The 9,131-nt window shown below is 71.2% G+C and carries 1 protein-coding gene; it reads left to right on the top strand.

Translation table 11 applies throughout. The features are described 5' to 3' along the window. On the top strand, positions 1-9,131 hold a 9,131-nt coding region (locus ON27_RS24830; protein ID WP_043732683.1), incomplete at both ends, for a non-ribosomal peptide synthetase.

Below are 9,131 nucleotides of genomic sequence, written 5' to 3'. Positions count from 1 at the left end.
TATGGTCCGACTGAGGCGGCGGTGTCGATCACGTGCCATCGGGTGACTGTGGCTGACGAGATGTCGGTGCCGATTGGTGCGCCTGAGTGGAATAGCCGTGTGTTTGTGTTGGATGCGCGGTTGCGTCCGGTTCCGGTGGGTGTGTCGGGTGAGTTGTATTTGGCTGGTGTGCAGTTGGCGCGGGGGTATTTCGGTCGTGGGGATCTGACGGCGGATCGTTTTGTGGCGAATCCGTTCGAGTCTGGTGCGCGGATGTACCGCACGGGTGATTTGGTCGCCTGGAACAGTGCGGGTGAGCTGGAGTATCGGGGGCGTACGGATTTCCAGGTGAAGATTCGTGGTTTCCGTATCGAGTTGGGTGAGATCGAAGCGGCGTTGCTGGCGTTGCCGCAGGTCGCGCAGGCGGCGGTGATCGCGAAGTCGGATCCGAGGACCGGTGACCGGTTGGTGGCCTACCTGGTCGCCGCCGATGCCGATGCCGAGGCCGATGCCGGTGTCGATGTGGCGCAGGTGAAGGCTGAACTCACTGCTGGGTTGCCGTCGTATATGGTGCCGTCGGCGTTCGTGGTGTTGGATGCTCTGCCGTTGAATGTGAACGGCAAGCTGGATCGTAAGGCGTTGCCGGAGCCGGAGTTCGAGGTCCAAGCCTTCCGTGCGCCTTCGACCCCGGTCGAGGAGATCGTGGCCGGCGTGTTCGCCGAGGTGCTGGGTGTCGAGCGTGTCGGTGCGGATGACGATTTCTTCGCCCTGGGTGGTAACTCGCTGTTGGCGACGCAGGTCGCCGCGCGGATCGGCGCGGCGCTGGACTCGCGTGTCCCGGTCCGCACGATCTTCGAAGCCGCGACCGTCACCGCACTGGCGATCAAGGTCGAACGCGGCGCCGATGCGAGCAAACGGATCCCGCTGGTCGCGCGACCGCGGCCCGACCACATCCCGCTGTCGTTCGCGCAGCAGCGCATGTGGTTCCTCAACCAGTTCGACACCTCTGCCTCGGTGTACAACATTCCGGCCGCCATTCGCCTGTCCGGGGACCTGGACGTCACCGCGCTGCGACAGGCGGTCGAGGACCTCATCGCGCGGCACGAGATCCTGCGCACGATCTACCCGCAGACCCCCGACGGGCCGGTTCAGCGGGTTCTCGCGCCGCACGAGGTGACGGTGGATCTGACTCCCGCGCAGATCGGGGACGAGCACGTCGCCGGGGAGGTCCAGCGGATCGTCACGGCCGGCTTCGACGTGACCGCCGAGGCGCCGGTCCGTACCAAGCTGTTCCAACTCGCGGGCACCGAGTACGTACTGGTCTTCGTCGCGCACCACATCAGCGCCGACGGTTGGTCGATGGGCCCGCTGACCAGGGACCTGATGCTGGCCTACGTGGCGCGCGGCGGCGGCCGCGAGCCGTCCTGGGCGCCGCTGCCCATCCAGTACGCCGACTACGCGTTGTGGCAACGCGACGTGCTCGGCGCCGACGACGATCCCGACTCGCTCGCGGGTGCGCAACTGGCCTACTGGACAACTGAACTCGCGGACCTGCCCGACGAGCTGAACCTGCCCGCCGACCGCCCGCGCCCGCCCGCGCAGTCCTTCGCGGGCGGCAAGACCGATTTCGTCGTCGACGCCGACGTGCACGCCGCGCTGGCCGGGCTCGCGCGGCAGCACAACGCGACGCTGTTCATGGTGGTGCACACCGCGTTCGCGGTATTCCTGGCGCGGATGTCCGGCACCGACGACATCGCGATCGGCACACCCATCGCGGGGCGCGGCGAAGCCGAACTCGACGACCTGATCGGTATGTTCGTCAACACCCTGGTGCTACGCAGCCGGGTCGCGCCCGGTCTCGCCTTCACCGAATTACTGGCCGCCAATCGGGAAACCGATCTGCGCGCCTTCGCCAACGCCGACATCCCGTTCGAGCGACTGGTCGAGAAGCTCGACCCGCAGCGCTCGGCGGGCCGCCACCCACTGTTCCAGGTGGCGCTGTCGTTCGAGAACCTCACCGCCACCGACTTCCGACTGCCCGGCCTGAGTTTCACCGCGCTCGACCCGGCCGCGGGCACCGCGAAGTTCGATCTGCTGCTGACCGTGCGCGAGCAGCGCACCGAGTCCGGCGCCGAGGCCGGTCTCGCGGCCGAATTCACCTATGCGCGCGACCTGTTCGACGAGCAGACCGTGGTCGAGTTCGGCCGCCGGTTCCGTCGCATCCTGGCCGCCGTCGCCCGGCATCCCGCCACCGCCGTCGGTGATCTGGAGATCCTGGACGACTCGGAGCGCGCCGCCCTGATCGCCCGTACCGGCGCACCCGCCGTGCCGCCGAGCACGCTGCCGGAGTTGATGGCCGCCGCCGTCGCCGCGAACCCGGCCGGTATCGCGGTGGTCGCCGACGGGCGCACCTTCAGTTACGCCGAACTCGACGCTGCCTCGGCGCAATTGGCGCGCGCGCTGATCGACCGGGGCGCGGGACCGGACGTGCTCGTCGCCATCGCCATCCGTCGATCGGTGGAGTCCGTGCTGGCGCTGTGGGCGGTGGCCAAGGCCGGGGCGGCGTTCGTCCCGATCGATCCGACCTACCCGGCCGACCGCATCGCGCACATGGTCGCGGATTCCGGCGTGACACTCGGCGTGACGCTCACCGCCGAGCTGGACAACCTGCCCGCCCTGGGCGGCGGCGAGTGGGTGGTGCTGGACGATCGCGACTTCACCGTCGACGTCGCCGTGCGCCCGGACCAGCCGTTGCGGCCCGGCGAGCTACGCGCGATACCGCGCCCCGGCAATGCCGCGTACGTGATCTACACCTCCGGCTCCACCGGTCTGCCCAAGGGCGTCGTGGTCACCCACGCGGGCCTGGCGAACTTCTGCGCCGAGCAAGTGGAGCGTTATCGGCTCGACCGGTCCACGCGGGCCTTGGCCTTCGCGTCGCCGTCGTTCGACGCGTCGATGCTGGAACTGCTGCTCGCGCTCGGCGCGGGGGGCGGGCTCGTGCTGGCGCCGCCGCTCACCTTCGGTGGCGAGGAACTGGCCGAGCTGATTCGCGCCGAGGGCGTCACGCACGCCTTCCTCACCCCGTCCGTGCTCGCCTCGCTCGATCCCGACGCGCTCGCGGGAATGCGGACCATCGTGGCGGGCGGTGAAGCGGTGCCCGCCGAGCTGGCGGCCAAGTGGACAGGCGTGCCGGAGCGCGACTTCCACAACGGTTACGGGCCGACCGAGACCACCATCATGACCAACATCAGCGATCCGCTGCGCCCCGGTGATCCGGTCGCGATCGGCGGGCCGATCCGTGGCATGCGATCGCTGGTGCTCGACGGCAGGCTGCGGCCGGTGCCCGAGGGCGTGACGGGCGAACTGTATCTGGGCGGCATCCAGCTCGCCCGCGGCTACCACGCCCGCCCTGGGCTGACCGCCGCGCGCTTCGTGGCCGACCCGTACGGCACGCCCGGCGAGCGCCTCTACCGCACCGGCGACCTGGTGCGCTGGCGGCGGGCCGGAGACGCGCCGGTCGTGGAATACCTGGGCCGCAACGACTTCCAGGTGAAGGTGCGCGGCTTCCGCATCGAACTCGGCGAGATCGACGCCGCGCTCGCGGCCCAGCCCGAAGTCGGCTTCGCCGTCACGCTCGGCCGGGAAACCGGTTCCGGCGCGACGATCCTGGTCTCCTACGTGCTGCCGGCCGGGGACGCCGTCGTGGACACGGCCGTGCTCACCGAGCGGATCGGGCGCACGCTGCCGGAACACATGGTTCCGGCGGCGATCGTCGTGCTGGACGCCATTCCGCTGACGCCCGTTGGCAAGCTGGACCGCAAGGCGCTGCCCGAGCCGGCCGTGGACACCCGCGCCTACCGTGCGCCGCGCACCCCGGCCGAGGTCGTCATCGCCGAGGTGATCGGCGAGGTGCTCGGCGTCGACCGAGTCGGTCTGGACGACGACTTCTTCGCCCTCGGCGGCGACAGCATCATGTCCATCCAGGTGGTCGCCCGCTCGCGCGCGCGGGGCGTGACCTTCTCGCCGCGTGCTGTCTTCGAATGCCGGACCGTTGCCGCGCTGGCTCGCGCCGCCGCGGTGGCGGGCGGCCCCGCCGACGAGGCGGGCGAACTGCCGCTCACGCCGGACGCGGCGCGGATACTGGAGGAGGGCCTCGAGGTGCGGGCCATCGCCCTCGACGTCCCGGAGACCTGTTCGGTCGAGACGGTGCGCGCCGCCGTGGGCGCCGTGCTCGACCAGCATCCGATGCTGTGGGTGCGGGTGGGTTACGACGACAACGGCGCGCCCGTGCTGCGCATCCCCGACGCCGCCGACCGCGCCGGTGAGGCGTTCCGCAGGCTGGACGCCCAGCGTGGCGAGACCTCGCTGCCCATCGACGACGTGGTGCAGGCGGCCGCGGCCGCGCTCGACCCCGAACAGGGGCGCAACATCTACTTCGTGCTCACCGGCGGTCCCGAGGGCCGCTCGACGCTCATCATCGTGGCCAGCAGCCTCGTGGTCGACGACGTCTCCTGGCGGAGCATCACCGACCAGCTCACCGCGCGCTGGAACCGGGCGCGCCACGCCGCGCCCGCGACCGCGGAATCCGGCCTCGGCACGTTCATCCGGGCACTGTCGGCCAAGGCGGGCGATCCGGCCACCGTCGCCGAAATGGACTGGTGGCGACGGACGCTCGGCAGCGTCCCGGAGGGCGCGGCGACCGACGGCCGTGACCTGCGCGCACGCAGCCGGGTGTCGCTCACCATCACGGCCGAGGGGGCGGCGGCCGTCGCCGCGGCCGCGGAGGCATACCACGCCGGGGTGGACGACATCGTGCTCACCGCGCTGGCGCTGGCCCTGCAGACCAGTGCGGGCGAGGCCGTCACCCGGGCCATCGGCTCGGTGGTCCGGTTGCCCGCCGACCCGCGCGCGGCCACCCACGCCGACGCGGAGAGCATGGTGGGCGGCTTCGTCACCGAATACCCGCTGCCGCTGCGATTGAGCCGCGTCGACCTGGAGGACGCCCTGATCGGTGGCCCCGCGGCGGGCACGGCGATCGCGCAGATCAAGGAGCTGCGGAGATCGGTGCCCTCCTGCGGTGTCGGTTACGGCCTGCTGCGCCACCTCAACGCCGAGACCGCCGCCGAGCTGCGCGGCCTCGGTCGCGGCCGGTTCGCGCTGCGCTACCGGGATCTGCGCCCGGCGCGGGTGCACACCGACATCCCGTCGGAGGACCTGCTGCTCGTGCTGACCGTCGAGGCCACCGACGAGGGCCTGCTGGCCCGCTTCGACTTCGCCGCCGCCGCGTTCCGTGGCGAGGACGCGAAGACTTTCGCCGAGCACTGGATCCGCGCGCTCGGCGGCTTGGCCGAGCACGGATTACGCCCCGACGCGGGCGGTTTCACACCATCGGACTTCCCGCTGGTGCGGCTGAAGCAGCCCGACATCGACCGCTTCGCCCGCGCCTACCCGGACCTGACCGACGTGTGGCCGCTCACCCCGCTGCAATCGGGCATGCTGTTCCACGCCCTGCTCGCCGAGAACTCGGTGGACGTCTACACCACCCAGTTCGTGCTGGATCTCGGGGGCGCGGTGGACGCCCGCCGCATGCGCGCCGCCGCCCAGGCCGTGCTGGACCGGCACGACAACCTGCGCGTCGCCTTCGCCGACGACAGTGCGGGCAATCCCGTGCAGATCGTGCAGGATTCGCTGGAAGTGCCGTGGCGGCTGATCGATCTGAGCCAGCTGGAACCGGCCGCGGCCGCCTCCGAGCTGGAGCGCGTCAAAGCGGCCGATCTCGCCGACCACTTCGACATGCGAACCGCGCCGCTGCTGCGGTTCGCGCTGATCCGCTCCACCGCCGCCCGCTATCACCTGCTGGTGACCAGCCACCACATCCTCGTCGACGGCTGGTCCATGCCGCTGTTGATGAAGGACTTGCTCACGCTGTACGCGCTCGGCGGCAACTCCCGGCACCTGCCGACGGTGCGGTCGTATCGCGACTACCTGGCGTGGCTGGTCGCGCAGGACACGCAGGCGGCCCGTGCCGCGTGGCGCGCCGCGCTGGCCGGTGTCACCGAGCCGACGCCGCTCGCGCCGGTCGATCCCGGTCGTGAGATCTCCGCGGGCGTCGGCGAGGTCGGGTTCGAGCTGTCCCCGGCCGACACCACCGCTCTCACCCGGCTCGCGTCGGGATTGGGCGTCACGGTGAACACCGTGGTGCAGGCGGCCTGGGGCCTGCTGATCGGTCGCACCGTCGACCGCGACGACGTGGTCTTCGGCGCCACCGTGTCGGGACGGCCGCCCCAGCTGGACGGCGTCGAGGCGATGGTGGGCCTGTTCCTCAACGCGATCCCCGTGCGGGTGCGGCTGGACGCGACCGGCACGCTGGGCGGGTTGCTGCGTCGGTTGCAGGCCGAGCAGGCCGCGTTGCTGGACCACCACTACCTGGGGCTGAGCGATATCCAGGAAGCCGTCGGCGTGGAGGGGTTGTTCGACTCGCTCGTCGTGTTCGAGTCGTTCCCGGTGGACCGGGAGGGCTTGGACCAGGCCAGCGCCATCGACGGGATGAACGTCACCGGGGTGGGCGCGGTCAACGGCACCCACTATCCGTTCACGGTGATGGTGGTGCTGGACAGTCAGTTGCGCGTCTCGGTGAAGTACCTGCGCGACCTGACCGACGCGGCGGCGGCGGACGCGCTCGCGCGACGGCTCGCGGCGCTGATCGGACGTTTCGTGACGGCTCCGCAGGCGCGGATCGGCGACATCGATGTGCTGCTGGACGACGAGCGCGCCGAGCTGGCCGCGCGCAACGCCACCGACGCACCGGAACTGCTCGACGGCGCGACGCTCATGTCGCTGTTCGACGCGCAGGTGGCGCGCACGCCGGACGCGCCCGCGGTGCGCTTCGCCGACACCACCCTCAGCTATGCCGAACTGGATGAGCGGGCACGGTCGCTGGCCGTCGAGCTGATGCGCTGGGGCGTGGGGCCGGAAACGCTGGTCGCTGTGGCCATGCGGCGGGGCATCGATCTGGTGGTCGCGATCTACGCGGTGTTGCGGGCCGGTGGCGGCTACCTCCCCGTCGATCCGGACCACCCGTCCGAGCGCAACGAGTACGTCCTCGGCAGCTCCGCTCCGATCTGCGTCCTCACCACCACCGCGGACGCGTTCGACACCGCGGCCGACGTTCCGGTGATCGCGGTGGACACGCTGTATCTGCCTCCGTACGCGAAGGCGCTGCCGCAGGTGCACGTCCACCCGGACACCGTCGCCTACGTCATCTACACCTCGGGCTCGACCGGTCGCCCCAAGGGCGTGATGATCACGCACCGGCAGATGGTCAACCAGTTCCGCTGGGCGCAGTCGGCCTACCCGCACGGCGGCGACGACGTGGTACTGCACAAGACGCCGATCACCTTCGACATCTCCGCCTGGGAGCTGTTGTGGCCGTTGCAGACCGGTGCGTCGATCGTGGTCGCCGCGCCCGACGGCCATCGCGATCCGGCCTACCTCGCTCGGACGATCGTCGAGAACGCGGTCACCACAGTGCACTTCGTGCCGTCGATGCTGGACGCGTTCCTCGATCCCGTCGCCAACCCGGCCACGGGGTACCCGTCGCTGCGGCGGGTGTTCGCGGCGGGCGAGGCGCTGTCGGGTGAGACCGCGGCGGCCTTCGCCGTCACCGCGCCCGGCGCCGCGCTGGTCAACTGGTACGGCCCCGCCGAGGCCACCGTGGTCACCGACCACCAGGTGCGCGGCAGGTCCGCGGCGGTGGTTCCGATCGGCGTCCCGGTGGCCAACACCCGCGTGCACGTCCTCGACCGGCAGCTGCGACCGGTGCCGCCGGGCAGTGCGGGCGAGCTGTACGTCGCCGGGGCGCAATTGGCGCGCGGCTATCTCGGCGCCCCGGCACGCACCGCCGAGCGTTTCGTCGCCCACGCGGGCGGCACCCGGCTCTATCGCACCGGCGATATCGTGCGCTGGCGCGACGGAGCGCTGGAGTATCTGGGCCGCAGCGACTTCCAGGTCAAACTGCGCGGCCAGCGCGTCGAACTCGGGGAGATCGAGACCGTGTTGACCGGTCACCCCCAGGTGCGGCACGCGGCGGTCACGCTGGTGCGTGGCGCCACCGGGGATCGGCTGGCCGCTTACGTGGTCGCCGCGCCGGGAGAGTCCGTCGACGAGGCAGCGCTGCTGCTGCACGCCCGTGCCGCATTGCCGTCCTACATGGTGCCCTCGGCGGTCGTCGTGCTCGCCGAACTGCCACTCAACGCCAGCGGCAAACTCGACCGCAAGGCGCTGCCCGCGCCGCGGCTGGCGGCCCGCCCGTACCGCGCGCCCGGCACGCCGCTGGAGCGGACCGTACTCGAGGTGTTCGACGAGGTGCTCGCGCCCGATGCCGGCCGGCGGATCGGCATGGACGACGACTTCTTCGACCTGGGCGGCAACTCGCTGGTGGCCACGCGCGCGGTGAGCAGGCTGCGCACGCTGACCGGCGCCGAGGTGCGCGTGCAGTGGTTCTTCACCGATTCCACCCCGGCGGCGCTGGCCGCCAGGATCCTCGCCGCGCTGGCCGACGACCACGACTACGACCAGGACTCGAACGCGGCGCTCGGTGTGCTGCTGCCGATCCGGACCATGGTGCCGCACGACACAGCCGCCGCCCAGCCGCTGTTCTGTCTGCACCCGATGTACGGATTGGCTTGGTGCTATGCCGGTCTCGCGCGCTACGTGCCCGCGAGCACGCCGATCTTCGGCCTGCAGTCGCCCGCGCTGACCGAAGAGGGCTACCTGCCGCGATCGCTGACCGAGATGGCGCGCCGCTACGTGGCCGAGATCCGCGCGGTGCAGCCGCACGGCCCCTATCGGCTGCTCGGCTGGTCGCTCGGCGGTGTGCTGGCGCACGCGGTGGCGACCGAGTTGCAGGCGGCGGGGGAGGAGATCGGGCTGCTGACCATGCTCGACAGCCACCCGGACATCGACGTCACCGATTTCCGGGCGGCCATCCGCGAGGCGCTGGCCGAACTCGGCATCGGCGCGGACGCCCTGCTGCCCGGCGACGGCGACATCCACGACCTGAGCGAGGAAGCGCTGGCCGCGCTGCACGCCACCATCCCGCCGGACATGGCGGTGCTCACCCCGGACCGGGTGCGCCGGATCTATCGCAGCGC

The sequence above is a fragment of the Nocardia asiatica NBRC 100129 genome (genome assembly GCF_000308415.1).
Lineage (GTDB): Bacteria > Actinomycetota > Actinomycetes > Mycobacteriales > Mycobacteriaceae > Nocardia > Nocardia asiatica.
Note: the sequence above shows the minus strand (reverse complement) of the source record. Positions and strands in the feature narration are given on the sequence as shown.